Genomic DNA, 15,151 nt, shown 5'->3' on the forward strand with positions numbered 1-15,151 from the left:
ATCACGAAAGAACCACGGGGGAGAGCATTCATGCGCAAGCTTCTGATCGCCACGACCGCAGGCCTGGCGCTGGCACTGGGCGCCGCGGCGGCCCAGGGCCAGGACGCGCCGATGGGCGGCCAGATGATCGTCACCTACAACGACGACGTCTCCACCCTCGACCCGGCGATCGGCTACGACTGGCAGAACTGGTCGATGATCAAGAGCCTGTTCAACGGGCTGATGGACTATGAGCCGGGCACGACCAACCTGGTGCCGGACCTGGCCGAGAGCTATGAGATTTCTGACGACGGCCTGACCTACACCTTCCATCTGCGCGACGGCGTGACCTTCCACAACGGCCGCGCACTGACCGCCGCCGACATCAAGTATTCGATCGAGCGGACGGTGAACCCGGAGACGCTGAGCCCGGGCCAGGGCTTCTTCTGGATGATCGACGGCTTCGATGCCGCCGCCGCCGGCGAGACCACCGACCTGAGCGGCATCACCACGCCGGACGACGCCACCGTGGTGATCAGGCTGTCGCAGCCCAACGCCACCTTCCTGCACGTGATGGCGATCAACTTCTCGTTCGCCGTGCCGCGCGAGGTGGTCGAGCAGTACGGCGCCGATTTCGGCAAGCATCCAGTCGGCACCGGCGCCTATGCGCTGACCGAGTGGGCGCTGGGCCAGCGGCTGGTGTTCGACCGCAACCAGGCCTACTACCGCGAGGGCCTGCCGAAGCTGGACCGCATCGTGTTCGAGGTCGGCCAGGATCCGTCGGTGGCCTTGCTGCGGCTGCAGAACGGCGAGGTCGACATCCTCGGCGACGGCATCCCGCCGGCCAACTTTGTCGAGGTGTCGCAGAATCCCGACTATGCCGACCAGATCGTCGAGGGCGGCCAGCTGCACACCGGCTATGTCACCATGAACGTGCTGATGCCGCCGTTCGACGACGTGCGCGTGCGCCAGGCGGTCAACATGGCGATCAACAAGGACCGCATCGTGCGCATCATCAACGGGCGCGCGGTGCCGGCCAACCAGCCGCTGCCGCCGGCGATGCCGGGCTACGACCCCGACTACGCCGGCTATGCCTACGATCCGGACGGCGCCAAGGCGCTGCTGGCCGAGGCCGGGCTGGCCGACGGCTTCGACACCGAGCTCTACGCCATGAACACCGACCCCAACCCGCGCATCGCCCAGGCGATCCAGCAGGACCTGGCCGCGATCGGCATCCGGGTCGAGCTGCAGACGCTGGCGCAGTCGACCGTGATCGACGCCGGCGGCCAGCCGGACCAGGCGCCGATGATCTGGTCGGGCGGCATGGCGTGGATTGCGGATTTTCCCGATCCGTCAAACTTCTACGGGCCGATCCTCGGCTGCGGCGGCGCGGTGCAGGGCGGCTGGAACTGGGCCTGGTACTGCAACGAGGAACTCGACGCGATGGCGGCCGAAGCCGACGCGATGACCGACCCGGCCAGGGCCGACGAGCGGCTGGCGCTGTGGAGCCAGGTCTACGCCCGGGTGATGGACGATGCGCCCTGGGCGCCGGTGTTCAACGAGCAGCGCTTCACCTTCCACTCCGAGCGGATCGGCGGGCCGGACGCCATCTTCGTTGACCCGGTCCACATCCCGGTCAACTACGACCACGTGTACGCCCTCGATGCCCAGTAAGGCCGCGCACACGATCCACGCCCACGACCACCACTTCGGCTGGGACAACAGCTTCCAGCCGAAGCTGACGGTGGCGCCGGGCACCACCATCGCCTTCGAGACGGTGGACGCCTCCGGCGGCCAGCTGTCGCCGGCGTCGACCGTCGCCGACGTGCCCGGCCTGGATTTCGGCCGGGTCAATCCGGTCACCGGCCCGGTCTATGTCGACGGCGCGCAGCCAGGCGACACGCTGAAGATCACGCTGGAGGGCTTCGCGCCCTCCGGCTGGGGCTGGACCGCCAACATCCCCGGCTTCGGGCTGCTGGCCGACCAGTTCAAGGAACCGGCACTGCACATCTGGAAGTACGAGCCGGACCTGAGCGCGCCGGCGCTGTACGGGCCGGGCGCGCGCATTCCGCTCAGCCCGTTCGCCGGCACCGTCGGCGTGGCCCTGGCCGAGCCGGGGCATCACAGCGTGGTGCCGCCGCGCCAGGTCGGCGGCAATGTCGACATCCGCGACCTCGTCGCCGGCAGCGTGCTCTACCTGCCGGTCGAGGTGCCGGGCGCGCTGTTCTCGATCGGCGACACCCACGCCGCCCAGGGCGACGGCGAGCTGTGCGGCACCGCGATCGAGAGCCCGATGGCGATCACGGCGACGCTGGACCTGATCAAGGGCGGCGCGCCGCGTTTCCCGCGGTTCGAGACCGCCGGCCCGGTCGCGCGACAGCTCGACCGCTCGGGCTACGACGTCACCACCGGGGTCGGGCCCGACCTGATGGAAGGCGCCCGCGCGGCGGTGTCGCAGATGGTCGAGCTGCTGGCCAGGCGCACCGGCATGGCGCCGGTGGAGACCTACATGCTGTGCAGCGTCTGCGCCGACCTGCGCATCAGCTGTATCGTCGACGTGCCGAACTGGATCGTCTCGCTGTACTTCCCGCGCGCGGTGCTGGAGTAGCGGCCCCGGCCGAGCCGCAGATGCTGGACGGGACGGCTGGGACAAGCCTGCTAGCGGTCGACGACCTCGCCGTCGGCTTCAACACCGATTCCGGCCCGGTGACGGTGGTCGAAGGCGTCAGCTTCGCGGTCGAGGCCGGCCAGACGGTCGGCCTGGTCGGCGAATCCGGCTGCGGCAAGAGCGTGACCGCGATGGCGGTGATGCGGCTGCTGGCGACGCCGCCGGCGCGGATCGAGCGGGGCAGGGTACTGCTGCAGGGCAAGGACCTGCTGGCGCTGTCGGAGCGGGCGATGCAGGCGGTGCGTGGCGACCGCATCGGCATGGTGTTCCAGGAGCCGATGACCAGCCTGAACCCGACCTACACGGTCGGCGCCCAGCTGGTCGAGGCGATCCGCCTGCACCGCAGCATCGCCAGGACGGCGGCGCGGGCCGAGGCTGCCGCGCTGCTGGACCGGGTCGGCATCGGCGCGGCCGAGCGCCGGCTGCGGCAATACCCGCACGAGCTGTCCGGCGGCCTGCGCCAGCGGGTGATGATCGCCATGGCGATCGCCTGCCACCCGCAGCTGCTGATCGCCGACGAGCCGACCACGGCGCTGGACGTGACCATCCAGGCCCAGATCATGGACCTGCTCGACACGCTGCGGCGCGAGCGCGCGATGGGGCTGCTGCTGATCACCCACGACCTCGGCGTGGTCGCCAACTATTGCGACACGGTGCTGGTGATGTATGCCGGGCGCATCGTCGAGCGGGCCGGCGCCGCCGACCTGTTCGCGCGCCCGCGGCACCCCTATACGCGCGGGCTGCTCGATTCGATCCCGCGGCTCGGCGTCCGGCGCGCCGTGCTGCCCAGCATTCCCGGCATGGTGCCGAGCCCGGGCCGGCGCGGCACCGGCTGCCCGTTCGCCGACCGCTGCAGCCGCGCCATCGAGCCCTGCCGCGTGGCGATGCCGGCGCTGGCACCCGACGACGACCCGCACCGGGTCGCCTGCTGGAACCCGGCGGGATGAGCGCCCTGCTGCAGGTCGAAGGACTGGCGCGCAGCTTCCGCACCAAGGACGGCGGCACCATCCATGCGGTCAACGGCGTCGACCTGACGCTGGCGGCGGGCGAGACGCTGGGCATCGTCGGCGAGTCCGGCTGCGGCAAGTCCACGCTCGCCCGGCTGATCCTGCGGCTGGTCGCGCCCGGTGCCGGCCGGGTGCTGTTCGACGGCGACGACCTCGCCCGGCTGTCGCCGGCCGGCCTGCGCGCCCGCCGCCGCGACATGCAGATCGTTTTCCAGGATCCGTTCGCCTCGCTCGACCCCCGACTCACGGTCGGCAGCATCGTCGCCGAGCCGCTGGCGATCCACCGCATCGGCACGGTCGCGGAGCGCCGGCGGACCGTGCACGGGCTGCTGGAGCGGGTCGGCCTGCCGGCGGACGCGGCGGCGCGCTACCCGCACGAGTTCTCCGGCGGCCAGCGCCAGCGCATCGGCATCGCCCGCGCCATTGCCCTGCGGCCGAAGCTGGTGATCGCCGACGAACCGGTCTCCGCGCTCGACGTCTCGATCCGCGCCCAGATCCTGAACCTGCTGCAGGAGCTCAAGGCCGAGCTCGGCCTGTCCTACATCTTCATCTCGCACGACCTGTCGGTGGTGGAGCATGTCAGCGACCGGGTCGCGGTGATGTATCTGGGCCGGATCGTCGAGCAGGCGACGGCGGAAGCGCTCTATGCCCGCCCGCGCCACCCCTATACCCGCGCGCTGATCGCCGCGATCCCGCGGCCGGAGCCGGGCACGCGGCCGGATCGGGCGGCGCTGGGCGGCGAGCCGCCGAGCCCGGAGCGGCCGCCGCCGGGCTGCGGCTTCCATCCGCGCTGTCCATGGGCGCAGGCCCGCTGCGCGGCCGAGGCGCCGGCGCTGCGGCCGTTGCCGGCCGGGCCGGGCGGGCACCTGGCTGCCTGCCATTTCGCGGAGGCGATCGCCGCCGGACGGCAGGGCGGCTGACGGCGGCGCCGGGGGTGGCGCCGGGGGTGGCGGGCCTATTCCGCCGCGTCGCCCTGGGTCTGCTCCAGGGCGTGGATCGCCTCGTTGAAGCCGTCCAGAGCCAGCTCGAAGCTCAGCGGTTCGCCGGTCTTCTGGAACACGGTCACGGTCACGGCCTCGCCGGTCTCCAGCTCGCTGAGCAGGGAATCGATGGTCTGGCCGTTCAGGCTGATGACGTGGCCGTCGATGATCTTGTAGCCGACGGTCCAGACCAGCGGATCGTTCTCGTCGACCTGGATGGTGATCGGGCTCTCGGCGTCAATGAAAGTGGAGTTCACCGCGATGCGGATCTGGCGGGCCAGGCCGTCGTCGCGCTGTTGCAGCACATAGCCCAGCGCCTGCGGGCCGTTCGACTTCTGCACGGCACAGAAGTCGACGCCGAATTCGTCGGTGCCGCAGCCGGCCGCCCAGTCGCTGGCCTCGTTGACGCTGCTCAGATCGACGGATTGCGCCGGCGCGACGGAACCCGCCACCGTCAGCAACAACGCCGCAAGCGCGCCGCCAAGACCGCAAAGCCGCCCGTTCATTACACGACCCCTGTCGCTCGTTCGTACTTTTTTAATGAACAGACCGTAAGGCCGGCCGCGGCGGACCGCAATATCCAAATTCTCAGAATTCGCGCCGAATGTATTAAGACTATTACATTATTTCGAGAAATCGCTGTCAGTTCAGCGAGATGGCTCGAACATAGTGGTCGTCCGCCATCCCTTCGAAGATCTCGCTGACGGCCGGGTGGGCGACCGGCCCGTTCTCCGCATCCGGCACCAGATTCTGCTCCGAGACATAGGCGACATAGGGGCCGTTCGCGCCGACCGCGAGCAGGTGGTAGAAGGGCTGGTCCTTGTGCGGGCGCACCGCGGCCGGAATCGCCTCCCACCATTCCTCGGTGTTGGCGAAGGTCGGGTCGACGTCGAAGATCACGCCGCGGAAGGGATGGATGCGGTGGCGCACGATGGCCCCGATCCGGAACTTGGCCTCCCGCTGCCCCGGCGCGACCTGGTTGGGCTGCGATTCTGTCACGGCAGCAATGTTGGGCCACGGCCGGCAGCCGGCAAGAGCTATTAGATGGCCAAAGCATGAAACCCGCGGCCACCCGCCGCCCCAAGGCCGCCCCCCGGCCGCATTGCCGGCGCGGACGGAACGCGCTATGCAGGGCGCGGCCGTCGCACGGGTCCCCGTAGCTCAGCAGGATAGAGCGACAGATTCCTAATCTGTAGGCCAGAGGTTCGAATCCTCTCGGGGACGCCAGCGGTTTTCTACCAAGACCGATGGCGAACGCGGCCGGGCAGGTCTTGTCCCGCGACGCTTGCGTTGAACCGATCCGCGCTTCACCGCGACCTCCCGATTGAGGCGACATTGTGTCGGCCTGATCGAGGAGGGCTCGAAGATGAAGACCACGCTGCGCATGACCGTTCTGGCGATGGCGCTGACCGCCGGCGCCGCGACCGCGAACGCCAACGATCCGGCCGGCTCGACCGCGCCGCCGGTGCCGCGCGACACCGGTGCGCCGGCCGTGCTGGTGCCGATGCCGACGCTGCCGGGCGGACCGAATTTCGTCGGCGGCGCGCCGCAGCTGCCGCCGGTGCCGCCGACGGGCGGCGCCCCGGCGCTGCGCGATGCCGCCGACGACCACGCGGTCGACCTGATCCTGCTCGGCGCCTCCGACCTGCGCTATCCGCACGACGTCTGCTACGGCATGATCACCTGCTGCAACTCGTTCTGGGTCCAGGGCTGCGATGCGAACCAGTTCGAGAACATCTGCACCTACTACGGCGGCGAGGTCGTGGTGCAGACCTTCAGCGACGGCAGCCTGAACTACGAGTGCTACGAGGCCGAGTGACCGGCCGACGCGGCGGCGCACGGTCGGGAACCCCGGCCGGACTGCGCCGTTGCTCTCCCCCAGGGAGTGCGTCGACGGGGGCGTCTGGCACTCGCCGTGCATGGCTTTCCGCAGATGGCGGCGGAGCGACGGCTGGATTGTCCGGACCGTCCTGTGCCAAAATCGGCCCAGGCGCCGCCAACGGACCGGAGGGGAAGGCACTTGCAGTTCGACGAGATGAAGGGCTTCGACGGCATCTGTCGCGGCCCTTACGCCCAGGTCGCCGAATGGCTGGCGACCGCCTCGCCGGACTCGCTGAACCTGAAGCGCCACGAGGCGGAGCTGCTGTTCCGCCGTATCGGCATCACCTTCGCGGTCTACGGCGAGGGCGGCAATCCCGAGCGGCTGATCCCCTACGACCTGATCCCGCGCATCCTGGCCGAGAGCGAGTGGAACCTGATGGCGCGCGGCCTGGAGCAGCGGGTGAAGGCGCTGAACGCCTTCGTGCGCGACTGCTACCACGACCGCGACATCATCCGCGCCGGCCGCATTCCCGAGCGCCTGGTGCTGCACGACGACAGCTTCGTGCCGGAGATGCAGGGGTTCGACGTGCCCGGCGACGTCTACTGCCACATCGCCGGCATCGACATGGTGCGGGTCTCGCCCGACGAGTTCTACGTGCTGGAGGACAACTGCCGCACGCCCAGCGGGGTCTCCTACATGCTGGAGAACCGCGAGATGTCGCTGCGGCTGCTGCCGGAGCTGGTAGGCGCCTACGACCTGATGTCGGTGTCGCAATATCCGGAGGAGCTGCTCGACAGCCTGATGTCGGTGCCGCCGCCGAACTGCCCGGCCGAGCCGACCGTGGCGATCCTGACCCCCGGCTCGCTGAACAGCGCCTATTACGAGCACAGCTTCCTGGCCGACGAGATGGGAATCGAGCTGGTCGAGGGCGTCGACCTGATCGTCGAGGACGCCGTGCTCTACATGCGCACGACCCAGGGGCTGCGCCGGGTCGACGTGCTGTACCGGCGCATCGACGACGACTTCCTCGACCCGCTGACCTTCCGGCCGGAGTCGGTGCTGGGCGTGCCCGGGCTGATGGCCGTCTACCGCGCCGGCAACCTGACGCTGGCCAACGCGGTCGGCGCCGGCATCGCCGACAACAAGGCGGTCTACATCTACGTGCCGGAGATGGTGCGCTTCTATCTGGGCGAGGAGCCGATCCTCAGCAACGTGCCGACCCACAACTGCGCCGAGCCGGACGAGCTGGCCTATGTGCTCGACCACATCGGCGAGCTGGTGGTGAAGGAGACCCACGGCTCCGGCGGCTACGGCATGCTGGTCGGCCCGCGCTCGACCCGCGCCGAACAGGAGGCCTTCGCCGCCAAGCTGAAGGCGCATCCGGCGGCCTATATCGCCCAGCCGACGCTGGCGCTGTCGACCTGTCCGACCTTCGTCGACGAGGGCGTGGCGCCGCGCCATGTCGACCTGCGCCCGTTCGTGCTGACCGGGCGCGAGACCCGCATCGTGCCCGGCGGGCTGACCCGGGTGGCGCTGCGCGAGGGCTCGCTGGTGGTCAACTCGAGCCAGGGCGGCGGCACCAAGGATACCTGGGTGGTGCGCGACCCCGGCGGGGCGGCCGGCTGATGCTGGGGCGCACCGCAGGCAACCTGTACTGGCTGGCCCGCTACATGGAGCGGATGGACTACGTCGCCCGGCTGCTGGAGGTGGCCCAGCGGATGGCGGCGCTGACCACCGCCGGCGCGATTCGCGGCAACGAGTGGCACTCCGCGCTGATCGCGGCCGGCTGCGAGCCCAGCTTCCTGGAGCGCCATCACGAGGTCACGCCGCAGGCGGTGGTCCACTATCTGGTGCGCGACCCGGCCAACCCGTCGAGCATCTGGTCGTGCATCGAGGCCGGCCGGGCCAACGCGCGCTCGGTCCGCGCGGCGCTCACCGTCGACACCTGGGAGGCGATCAACGGCACCTGGCTGGAGCGCGACAGCGTGCTCAGCCAGGACGTGCTGCCGGAACGGCTCGGCAGCCTGATCGACTGGGTGAAGATGCGCTCGGTGCTGTTCCGCGGCGCCTATGCCAGCACCATGCTGCGGCGCGACGCCTATCACTTCGTCCGGCTCGGCTCGTTCATCGAGCGGGCCGACAACACGGCGCGCATCCTCGACGTCAAATACCACGTGCTGCTGCCGAAGGAGGAGAATGTCGGCGGCGGCCTGGACTACTACCAGTGGACCGCGATCCTGCGCGCGGCCTCGGCGGTGCGGGCCTATCACCTGGTGTTCAAGGACCGGGTGCAGCCGTGGAAGGTGGCCGAGCTGCTGATCCTGCACAGCGAGATGCCGCGCTCGCTCAGCGCGGCCTATGAGGAGATCGTCGGCGTCCTCGACCGGCTCGGCACCGAATATGGCGGCCACTACGGCGAATGCCACCGGCTGGCCGGCGAGTTCCATGCCCGGCTGCGCTTCGGGCGGATCGAGGCGATCTTCGCCGCCGGGCTGCACGAGTTCCTGACCGAAGTCATCGACCACACCCACGAACTCGGCCGCCTGGTGACCGAGTTCTACCTGATGGACTGAGCCCGATGCGCCTGCGCATCCGCCACCGCACCGTCTACCGCTACGACCAGCCGATCGCCTATGCGATCCAGTCGCTGCGGCTGGCGCCGCGCGACTTCGACGGCCAGCGGGTGGAGCACTGGTCGGTCAGCGCGACCGAACGGCGCCAGCCGCTGACGACCTATCTCGACGGCTACGGCAACCGGGTGATGCTGCACACCCGCAACGAACCGCACGAGCAGACCGAGATCGACGTGTCGGGGGTGGTCACGGTGGACGACCGCCACGGCGTCGTCGCCGGCGCGCCGGAGCCGCTGCCGCCGCTGTTCTACCTGCGCCACACGCCGCTGACGGCGGCGGATGCGGCGCTGACCGCGTTCGCCAACGCGGCCGGGCAGGGCGGATGCGCGCTCGACCGCGTGCACCGGCTGGCCGGCGCGATCGCCGAGCGGGTCGCCTATCGCGGCGGCGAAAGCAACGCCCACACCACCGCCGCCGAGGCCTTCGCCGCCGGCGCCGGCGTGTGCCAGGACCACGCCCATGTGATGATCGCCTGCGCCCGCGCGCTCGGCCACCCGGCCCGCTACGTCAGCGGCTACCTGCATGTGGGCGACGGCGACCAGGTGTCCGACGCCAGCCACGCCTGGGCCGAGGTCCATGTCGAGGATCTGGGCTGGGTCGGCTTCGACCCGTCAAACGGCGTCTGCCCCACCGACCGCTATGTCCGCACCGCGATCGGCCTTGACTACTGGTCGGCGGCGCCGATACGCGGATTGTGGCGCGGGCAGGCGGACGAGAAGATGTCGGTGGCCGTCCAGGTCTCCGCCGCCGATTCGGCGCAGTGACCCGGGCCGCAGCGGCCGACACCCGCCCTTGGAGGCTTTCGAATGACCTATTGCGTGGGGCTGTGCCTGCGGGACGGGCTGGTGCTGCTGTCCGACACGCGCACCAACGCCGGCGTCGACAACATCTCGTCGTTCCGCAAGATGCACGTGGTCGAAGAGCCGGGCGAGCGGGTGATCGTCGCGATGACCGCCGGCAACCTGGCCATCACCCAGGCGGTGATGTCGCTGGTGACCGAGGGGCCGAGCGGGCCCGGCGACGAGACGGCGGAGACGCTCTACAACGTGCAGAGCATGGTCGGCGCCGCCCGGCTGGTCGGCAACGCCATCCGCAAGGTGCACGACATGGACGGGCCGGGGCTCAGCGCCCACGACATCCGCTTCGACGTGTCGGTGCTGCTGGCCGGCCAGATCGCCGGCCGGCGCATGCGGCTGTTCCAGATCTACGCCGCCGGCAACTTCATCGAGGCCGAGCCGGAGACGCCGTTCCTGCAGATCGGCGAGCACAAATACGGCAAGCCAATTCTCGACCGGGCGCTGTCCTACGACACCGACCTCTACGACGGCGTCAAGCTGGTGCTGGTGTCGATGGATTCGACCCTGCGCTCCAACCTGACCGTCGGCATGCCGATCGACCTGCTGGTCTATCGCCGCGACGCGCTGAAGGTGGAGCTGCAGCGCCGCATCAACGACGAGGACGCCTATTTCCAGAGCCTGCGCGAGGGCTGGTCCAACGCGCTGCGCGAGGCCTATCTGGCGATCCCGCCGCCGGACTGGAAGCCCGCGGCGCGCGGTTGAACGGCACGGCCGCCGCGACTACCCTCGGCCGGCCGGGCGTGGCGAAATGGTAGACGCAGCAGACTTAAAATCTGCTTCCGCACTGCGGAGTGCCGGTTCAAGTCCGGCCGCCCGGACCATGCACCAAATACATGTTTCTTTTGCATTTCCCATAAATCTGTCCGTAACGAGTGGGCGCTAACAATCCGCTCAGCGTCAGCTTTGAGTTTCCCAGACATGCGGACCCAACTGTCCTCTGCCTCGCGTCCCGCGACGAAACCCGTCGCGGCAACCGTCACCCCTGTCGACGAGATCAGGACGGCGATCGCCGATCTCGAGAAGGACCTCGCGATGATCCGCGAGGTCGCGGGGCGCATCCAGCAGATCGCGGCCCAGACCAACCTGCTGTCGCTGAACGCGACCATCGAGGCGGCGCGGGCCGGCGAGGCCGGTCGCGGCTTCGCCGTCGTCGCCGGCGAGGTGAAGGCGCTGTCCGGCAACACCCGCGAGGCGACCGACCAGATCGGCGACGTGGTCAGTGGCGTCGAGCGCCGGATCAACGCGATGAAGCGCGCCCTGACCGGCATCGAGGCCACCCAGGTGCAGCCCGGCACATGGCCGGCGGCGACCGGCAATCCGCTGGGGCTGACCGAGCACCAGATCGCGCTGATCCGCGACAGCTTCGCTCAGGTCGCGCCGATCGCCGACGAGGCGGCCGCGCTGTTCTACAGGCGCCTGTTCGAGATCGCGCCCGACACCCGGCGGCTGTTCAAGACCGACCTGAAGGCGCAGGGCCGCAAGCTGATGGCCGCGCTGAAGACCCTGGTCGCCGGCATCGACCGACCGGAAACCATCCTGCCGACGCTGGCGCAGATGGGAGCGCGCCACAAGGGCTACGGGGTCAGGACCGCGCATTTCGACTCCGTCGGTCGCGCCCTGATCTGGACCCTGGAGCAGGGCCTCGGCGGCGCGTTCACGCCCGAGGTGGAGACGGCGTGGACCGCGCTCTATGGCGCGGCGTCGGATGCCATGATCGCGGGCGCCGCCGGCCACTGAGCCGGCGGCCGGCCATCCGGCCGGGTCAGCCGATCAGCGCCAGCAGCAGGCGCGGCCGTAGCCGCGGCCAGATGTCGGCCTGCCGGAAGCTGGGCCGCGCCCGGAAGGCCGCATAGCACGCCGCCGCCCGCGGCCGCGCGTCGATCGCCCGGCCCAGGCCGCAGAACTGCATCCGGGCCAGGAACACCGTCCACAGCACGTGGATCGGCCCATAGTCCGACGACGGATCGAAACGGCCGTCGGCGATGTCGCGTTCCAACCCGTCCAGCATCGCCAGCGCGCGCTCGCGCAGTTGCTCGAACCGGGCCCGGGCCGTGGCCGGGTCGAACGCGGCCACCCGCTGGGCGAACACCGCGGCCCGCTCGCGATAGGCCGCCGCCAGTTCCGGATGGCGCTCGGCGCGGGCCAGCAGCATGCGCCGGATCGCCTCCAGCCGCCGCGGCAGCAGGCGCCGGGCCAGCGGGTTCCAGCGCATCAGCCAGCCGAAGGTCAGCGCGTCGATCGGAAAGCCATAGTGGGCGGCCAGCCGGCCAGCGGCGGCCTCGTCGAGGATGGTGCCGGGGAAAGCGGCCAGCAGGATGGCGCGGCTGTCGGCCAGCACCCTCTCGCCGACCCGGAGGCACGGCACGGTCATCGCCGGGTTGAGCCGCACATAGGCCGGCTCCTGATGCTGCAGGCGGCGATGGATGTCGATCGGGCGGGCGCAAAAGGGGATGCGCGCTTCCGTTAGCGCCAGCCGCGCGATCATGGAATAGTAGGACGACGGCGCGTGGAACAGCTCCGGCGTGCCGGTTCCGGCATCGGCCGCGATGCCCGGATGAATGCCTGTGCCGCCGTCCATCGCGTGCCCCTCGCTGTTGCTCGGCGGAACCGCCACCCGCGACAGGCTAGGGCGCGCCGGCTAACGCGCGGTTAGCGGCGGCCCGCCGGTCAACCGACCGGCGTCCGCACCGGCTTGCCGGCGAAGTGCAGGGCGATGTTCTCGACGGTCAGGTCGCCCATCGCCGCGCGGGTGGCGTGGGTGGCGCTGGCCACGTGCGGCTGCACGACGACGTTGGGGAAGGTCAGCAGTTCCGGGCGCACGTCGGGCTCGGCGGCGAAGACGTCGAGGCCGGCGCCGGCGATGCCGCCCGCCTGCAGCACGGCGATCAGGTCGTCCTCGTTCACCACCGAACCGCGCGCGACGTTGACGAAAAAGCCCTTCGGCCCCAGCGCCTCCAGCACCGGCCGGTTGACGATGTGGCGGGTCGCCTCGCCGCCGGGGCAGATCGCGATCAGCATGTCGGCGTCGCGCGCCATCGCGGTCAGGTCGGCGTAGAAGCGGTAGGGCACGTCGTCCTGCGCATGGCGGCCGTGATAGAGGACGGTGCAATCGAATGCGGCGCAGCGGCGCGCGATCACCTTGCCGATCCGGCCGAGGCCGAGGATGCCGACGGTCATGCCGCTGAACCTGGTCTGCAGCGCCATCATCCCCTCGGCCTTCCAGCGGCCCTCGCGGACATAGCGGTCGCCCTGCGGAATCGCCCGCGTCACGGCCAGCGCCAGGCCGACGGCAAGGTCCGCGACGTCGTCGTTCAGCACGTCGGGCGTGTTGGTGACGATCACGCCGGCCTTTCGGGCGGCGTCGAGGTCGATGGCGTCGACGCCGACGCCGAAGCACGAGATGATCTCCAGCTTCGGCAGTCGCGCGATCATGGCCGCGCTGGCGCCGTCGTGGCCCGTGGTCGCGATCGCACGCAGGCTCGGCGCCAACCGGTCGATCAGCGCATCGCGGTCGCCGGCTTCCCAGATCTTGTGGCAGGGGAAGGTGGCGACCAGCTTGTCCAGCGTGTACTGCGGCATCTTGCCGGCGATCAGCACCTCTTGCGACATGGCGGCTCCTCGGGCTTGCGGGATGGGCGGACGGGGCGCCGCGACGTCATTCGCCGAGGGCGAACTCGAGCAGGCTGTCCCATTCGTTGCGATAGGTCCGGGCGCGGCGGTCGGCCAGCTCGCCGATGCCGAGCCCCTCGGCCGCCGCGGCGCCATAGAGGCTGGTTTCGCGCAGGCGTGCAACCACCGGATAGGGATGGGCGGCGAGGAAGGCGTCCAGCCGTGCGTTCAGGGTGCTGCGGGCGCGCAGCCGGTTGGCTATGAAGCCGATCCGCCGCTTGCCCTTGCGCACCTGTTTCAGCGGCGCGATCTGCTCCAGAAACCGCCGGGTGCCGTCCTCGTCCAGGATCGACGGCAGCACCGGGATCAACAGGCAGTCGCAGTCTGCAACAAGGTCGCGGGTCAGCTTGCGCTTCATCGCCGCGACGCCGTCGACCACCAGCACGTCCAGCTTGCGCGGCGCGTCCAATTCGCCGTCCGCCATGTCGAAGCCGCGGATCGCGGCCGCATCGGCCGGCCGCCGGGCCAGCCAGCTGAGCGAACCGCGCTGCGGGTCGATGTCGGCCAGCCCGGTACGCAGCCCCCGCCCGGCGCAGAAGGCCGCCAGAGTGGTCGCGATCGTGGTCTTGCCGCTGCCGCCCTTGATGTTCGACACGCTGATCGTAAGCATGGCGCCACCATAGGAAGCCGGGGCATATTGGAAAAGGCCGATATGGCGATCACAGCGGGAGAACGAGCGATGCCCTTCGACCAGCCGAAACGCCTGGCCGCGACTCTGGCCGGACTCGCCATCGGTGCGGCCGCCGCGCCGGCGCTGGCCCAGGATTCGCTGCTGCCGCTGGTCGGGGCGAGCCGGCATAGCGAGGGAGCCGAGACCTATGTCTTCCAGTGCCTGCTCGGCGGGGTCGACGGCCGCGGCGGGTTCGTCGGCTATGAGGAGGCCGCGCCACGCATGCAGGCGTCGGCGCCGATCCGCTGGGTCGACCTCGCCGGCGTGGAAGGGACGGGCACATCGAACCCGCCGGTGCCGATGGACATACCGTGCGAATATGCCTACGTCAGCGACGCAGGCCCGGCGCCCGCAGGCATCGGCGGCTATGTCGGCGTGCCCGGCGACTGGAATCCGCTACCGGCCGCGCTGGCGCTGCACAGCCCGCAGAGCCAGACCTACAGCGCCGCCGCGCTCGACTATTTCGCCTCGATCGCGCACCCGACGACGCAGGCGACGCTGACCCAGGTGATCCGTACCGACCTCGAAGGCGACGGCGTCGACGAGGTGCTGATCACCGTGAAGGACGATTCCGACGGCTGGCCGACCACGATTCACCCGGGCGACCACTCCGCGATCCTGCTGCGGCGGTTGCGCGGCGGCACGGTGGAGACCGTCGTGGTCGACGGCGAGTTCTACGACGCCTATTACGAGTTCGCGGCGCCGACCGAGTTCGAGGTGCTGGCGGTCGCCGACCTGAACGGCGACGGAGTCGCCGAGATCTTCGCCCGCGCCGACTACTACGAAGGCTCCAGCTTCACCGTCTATCAGCTGGTCGGCGGCCAGCCGGTGCTGGCGTTGTCCTGCGGCTGCGGCTCCTGACCGCG

At 70.1% G+C, this 15,151-nt stretch carries 16 protein-coding genes and 2 tRNA genes; 13 read left to right on the forward strand and 5 right to left on the reverse strand.

Going from position 1 to position 15,151, the window contains the following annotated elements; genetic code table 11:
- Nucleotides 1-30 precede the first annotated feature (30 nt).
- The 4 genes from R3F55_04485 to R3F55_04500 are packed head-to-tail and all read left to right on the forward strand — an operon-like array spanning nucleotide 31 to nucleotide 4,574.
- Nucleotides 31-1,653, forward strand: coding sequence for an ABC transporter substrate-binding protein (locus R3F55_04485; protein ID MEZ5666689.1), 1,623 nt, complete (start codon nucleotides 31-33; stop codon nucleotides 1,651-1,653).
- On the forward strand, nucleotides 1,643-2,587 hold the full coding sequence (locus R3F55_04490; protein ID MEZ5666690.1) for an acetamidase/formamidase family protein: 945 nt from the start codon (nucleotides 1,643-1,645) through the stop codon (nucleotides 2,585-2,587). The genes R3F55_04485 and R3F55_04490 overlap by 11 nt, the downstream gene beginning before the upstream one ends.
- A gap of 20 nt (nucleotides 2,588-2,607) precedes the next feature.
- Nucleotides 2,608-3,594 carry an ABC transporter ATP-binding protein gene (locus tag R3F55_04495; GenBank protein ID MEZ5666691.1) on the forward strand — a complete coding sequence of 329 codons (987 nt, stop codon included), beginning with the start codon at nucleotides 2,608-2,610 and terminating at the stop codon, nucleotides 3,592-3,594.
- A complete protein-coding gene (locus tag R3F55_04500) occupies nucleotides 3,591-4,574 on the forward strand; it encodes an ATP-binding cassette domain-containing protein (protein ID MEZ5666692.1) in 984 nt (327 codons plus the stop codon). The genes R3F55_04495 and R3F55_04500 overlap by 4 nt, the downstream gene beginning before the upstream one ends.
- Nucleotides 4,575-4,609: 35 nt before the next feature.
- Here R3F55_04500 and R3F55_04505 read toward each other — a convergent pair whose 3' ends face one another.
- Complete coding sequence (locus R3F55_04505; GenBank protein MEZ5666693.1) at nucleotides 4,610-5,140, reverse strand: invasion associated locus B family protein; 531 nt, start codon at nucleotides 5,138-5,140, stop codon at nucleotides 4,610-4,612.
- Nucleotides 5,141-5,276: 136 nt separating this feature from the next.
- Entirely contained in the window at nucleotides 5,277-5,633 is a 357-nt protein-coding gene (gene hspQ / locus R3F55_04510; protein MEZ5666694.1) for a heat shock protein HspQ, read from the reverse strand.
- Between the two features lie 151 nt (nucleotides 5,634-5,784).
- On the opposite strand from hspQ, the gene R3F55_04515 reads away from it, so the two are divergent.
- The 8 genes from R3F55_04515 to R3F55_04550 all read left to right on the forward strand — a co-directional run bounded on the left by R3F55_04515 (nucleotide 5,785) and on the right by R3F55_04550 (nucleotide 11,683).
- A tRNA-Arg gene (locus R3F55_04515) sits at nucleotides 5,785-5,861 on the forward strand.
- Nucleotides 5,862-6,000: 139 nt separating this feature from the next.
- The gene (locus R3F55_04520) at nucleotides 6,001-6,453 is read left to right on the forward strand and encodes a hypothetical protein (GenBank protein MEZ5666695.1); all 453 of its coding nucleotides are present in this window, start codon (nucleotides 6,001-6,003) and stop codon (nucleotides 6,451-6,453) included.
- 216 nt (nucleotides 6,454-6,669) lie between these two features.
- Nucleotides 6,670-8,082 (forward strand): circularly permuted type 2 ATP-grasp protein, encoded by a 1,413-nt coding sequence (locus tag R3F55_04525; GenBank protein MEZ5666696.1) that lies wholly within the window; start codon nucleotides 6,670-6,672, stop codon nucleotides 8,080-8,082.
- Nucleotides 8,082-9,029 carry an alpha-E domain-containing protein gene (locus R3F55_04530; protein MEZ5666697.1) on the forward strand — a complete coding sequence of 316 codons (948 nt, stop codon included), beginning with the start codon at nucleotides 8,082-8,084 and terminating at the stop codon, nucleotides 9,027-9,029. Before R3F55_04525 ends, R3F55_04530 begins: the two co-directional genes overlap by 1 nt.
- A gap of 5 nt (nucleotides 9,030-9,034) precedes the next feature.
- Complete coding sequence (locus R3F55_04535) at nucleotides 9,035-9,853, forward strand: transglutaminase family protein (protein ID MEZ5666698.1); 819 nt, start codon at nucleotides 9,035-9,037, stop codon at nucleotides 9,851-9,853.
- Nucleotides 9,854-9,895: 42 nt separating this feature from the next.
- Nucleotides 9,896-10,648, forward strand: coding sequence for a peptidase (locus R3F55_04540; GenBank protein MEZ5666699.1), 753 nt, complete (start codon nucleotides 9,896-9,898; stop codon nucleotides 10,646-10,648).
- Between the two features lie 32 nt (nucleotides 10,649-10,680).
- Nucleotides 10,681-10,767: transfer RNA gene (locus R3F55_04545), tRNA-Leu, on the forward strand.
- Nucleotides 10,768-10,864: 97 nt separating this feature from the next.
- Complete coding sequence (locus R3F55_04550; GenBank protein MEZ5666700.1) at nucleotides 10,865-11,683, forward strand: methyl-accepting chemotaxis protein; 819 nt, start codon at nucleotides 10,865-10,867, stop codon at nucleotides 11,681-11,683.
- A 25-nt stretch (nucleotides 11,684-11,708) separates the two neighbouring features.
- On the opposite strand, the gene R3F55_04555 is transcribed toward R3F55_04550, so the two are convergent.
- The 3 genes from R3F55_04555 to R3F55_04565 all read right to left on the reverse strand — a co-directional run bounded on the left by R3F55_04555 (nucleotide 11,709) and on the right by R3F55_04565 (nucleotide 14,225).
- Entirely contained in the window at nucleotides 11,709-12,524 is an 816-nt protein-coding gene (locus R3F55_04555; protein ID MEZ5666701.1) for a glutathione S-transferase N-terminal domain-containing protein, read from the reverse strand.
- Nucleotides 12,525-12,613: 89 nt separating this feature from the next.
- Complete coding sequence (locus R3F55_04560) at nucleotides 12,614-13,555, reverse strand: 2-hydroxyacid dehydrogenase (GenBank protein ID MEZ5666702.1); 942 nt, start codon at nucleotides 13,553-13,555, stop codon at nucleotides 12,614-12,616.
- A 46-nt stretch (nucleotides 13,556-13,601) separates the two neighbouring features.
- Nucleotides 13,602-14,225: a ParA family protein gene (locus R3F55_04565; GenBank protein MEZ5666703.1), complete on the reverse strand. Its 624-nt coding sequence runs from the start codon at nucleotides 14,223-14,225 to the stop codon at nucleotides 13,602-13,604.
- Between the two features lie 69 nt (nucleotides 14,226-14,294).
- On the opposite strand from R3F55_04565, the gene R3F55_04570 reads away from it, so the two are divergent.
- Nucleotides 14,295-15,146, forward strand: a complete 852-nt coding sequence (locus tag R3F55_04570; protein ID MEZ5666704.1) for a hypothetical protein — start codon at nucleotides 14,295-14,297, stop codon at nucleotides 15,144-15,146.
- Nucleotides 15,147-15,151: the final 5 nt, after the last annotated feature.

Source organism: Alphaproteobacteria bacterium, from assembly GCA_041396705.1.
Lineage (GTDB): Bacteria > Pseudomonadota > Alphaproteobacteria > CALKHQ01 > CALKHQ01 > CALKHQ01.

Coding starts and splice junctions, on each gene's coding strand:
- R3F55_04550 (MEZ5666700.1), top strand. CDS start 10,865: ATGCGGACCCAACTGTCCTCTGCCTCGCGTCCCGCGACGAAACCCGTC.
- R3F55_04520 (MEZ5666695.1), top strand. CDS start 6,001: ATGAAGACCACGCTGCGCATGACCGTTCTGGCGATGGCGCTGACCGCC.
- R3F55_04555 (MEZ5666701.1), bottom strand. CDS start 12,524: ATGGACGGCGGCACAGGCATTCATCCGGGCATCGCGGCCGATGCCGGA.
- R3F55_04495 (MEZ5666691.1), top strand. CDS start 2,608: ATGCTGGACGGGACGGCTGGGACAAGCCTGCTAGCGGTCGACGACCTC.
- R3F55_04540 (MEZ5666699.1), top strand. CDS start 9,896: ATGACCTATTGCGTGGGGCTGTGCCTGCGGGACGGGCTGGTGCTGCTG.
- R3F55_04565 (MEZ5666703.1), bottom strand. CDS start 14,225: ATGCTTACGATCAGCGTGTCGAACATCAAGGGCGGCAGCGGCAAGACC.
- R3F55_04570 (MEZ5666704.1), top strand. CDS start 14,295: ATGCCCTTCGACCAGCCGAAACGCCTGGCCGCGACTCTGGCCGGACTC.
- R3F55_04535 (MEZ5666698.1), top strand. CDS start 9,035: ATGCGCCTGCGCATCCGCCACCGCACCGTCTACCGCTACGACCAGCCG.
- R3F55_04485 (MEZ5666689.1), top strand. CDS start 31: ATGCGCAAGCTTCTGATCGCCACGACCGCAGGCCTGGCGCTGGCACTG.
- R3F55_04525 (MEZ5666696.1), top strand. CDS start 6,670: ATGAAGGGCTTCGACGGCATCTGTCGCGGCCCTTACGCCCAGGTCGCC.
- R3F55_04530 (MEZ5666697.1), top strand. CDS start 8,082: ATGCTGGGGCGCACCGCAGGCAACCTGTACTGGCTGGCCCGCTACATG.
- R3F55_04505 (MEZ5666693.1), bottom strand. CDS start 5,140: ATGAACGGGCGGCTTTGCGGTCTTGGCGGCGCGCTTGCGGCGTTGTTG.
- R3F55_04560 (MEZ5666702.1), bottom strand. CDS start 13,555: ATGTCGCAAGAGGTGCTGATCGCCGGCAAGATGCCGCAGTACACGCTG.
- R3F55_04500 (MEZ5666692.1), top strand. CDS start 3,591: ATGAGCGCCCTGCTGCAGGTCGAAGGACTGGCGCGCAGCTTCCGCACC.
- R3F55_04490 (MEZ5666690.1), top strand. CDS start 1,643: ATGCCCAGTAAGGCCGCGCACACGATCCACGCCCACGACCACCACTTC.